Source organism: Streptomyces sp. FH025 (assembly GCF_017427025.1).
In the GTDB taxonomy this organism is placed as follows: domain Bacteria; phylum Actinomycetota; class Actinomycetes; order Streptomycetales; family Streptomycetaceae; genus Kitasatospora.
Window position 1 is genome coordinate 1 of sequence record NZ_JAFLNG010001241.1, and the last position, 1,014, is coordinate 1,014.

The window sequence follows — 1,014 nt, forward strand, 5'->3', positions numbered from 1 at the left end:
TGCACCGGCTGGTCCGGGTGTGCGGACTGGTCCGGGTACGCGGGCTGGTTCGGGTACGCGGGGGCGGCCGGCGGCAGCACCTGGGTCGCGGCCGCGGTCGCCAGCAGCTCGGCGGTCGGATCGCCGACGGCCAGCCCCGGGACGGTGGCGAGGAGTTCGGCGCGCGCCGCGGCCGCGTCGGCCGGGCGGACGGCCGGGTTCTTGGCGAGCAGGCGCAGCACCGCCGCGTCCAGCGCGGGCGGCAGTCCGGGACGCCGTACGGACGGGGGCTGCGGCTGCTCGCTGACGTGCTTGAAGGCGATCGCCACCGGGGTCTCGGCGGTGAACGGGGTTTCGCCGGTGAGCATTTCGGTCAGCACGCAGCCGACGGCGTACAGGTCGGTGCGGCCGTCCAGGGCGGAGGCGGTGGCCTGCTCGGGCGAGAGGTAGGCGGCCGTACCGAGCACGCTCGCGGTCTGGGTCAGGTTGCTGGAGGAGCCGGCCCGGGCGATGCCGAAGTCGACGACCTTCACCCCGCCGTCGTCGGTGATCATGATGTTCCCGGGCTTGATGTCCCGGTGCACCAGCCCGGCCGCGTGCGCGACGGACAGCGCCTCGCACACCGCCGCCGCGATGCCGACGGCGCGCTCCACCGGCAGCTGCGGCTGCTGGGCCAGCACGGCGGCGAGGGAGCGGCCCTGGACCAGCTCCATGACGATGAACGGGGTGCCCTGGTCCACGCCGGAGTCGAAGACCATGACGATCCTCGGGTGCACCAGCATGGCGGCGTGCTGCGCCTCGCGGCTGAAGCGCTCGGCGAAGCGGGGATCGTCGGCGAGGCCCCCGTTGAGGACCTTGACGGCCACCTGACGGCCCAGCACGTGGTCGATGCCGCGCCAGACGGTGGCCATGCCGCCGACGCCGAGTATCTCGACGAGTTCGTAACGCCCGTTCAGCGCCCGTCCGATCACCTGCAGCTCCCCTCACGTGCGGCGCCCGGGGTCCCGGGCCGCCTCGTGCACCTGTGCACGATAG

General features: G+C 74.0%; 1 protein-coding gene. It reads right to left on the reverse strand.

Features of this window, described 5'->3' with window-relative positions; genetic code table 11:
- On the reverse strand, positions 1–950 hold a 950-nt coding region (locus J0670_RS38675; RefSeq protein WP_207817444.1), incomplete at its 3' end, for a protein kinase.
- Positions 951–1,014: the final 64 nt, after the last annotated feature.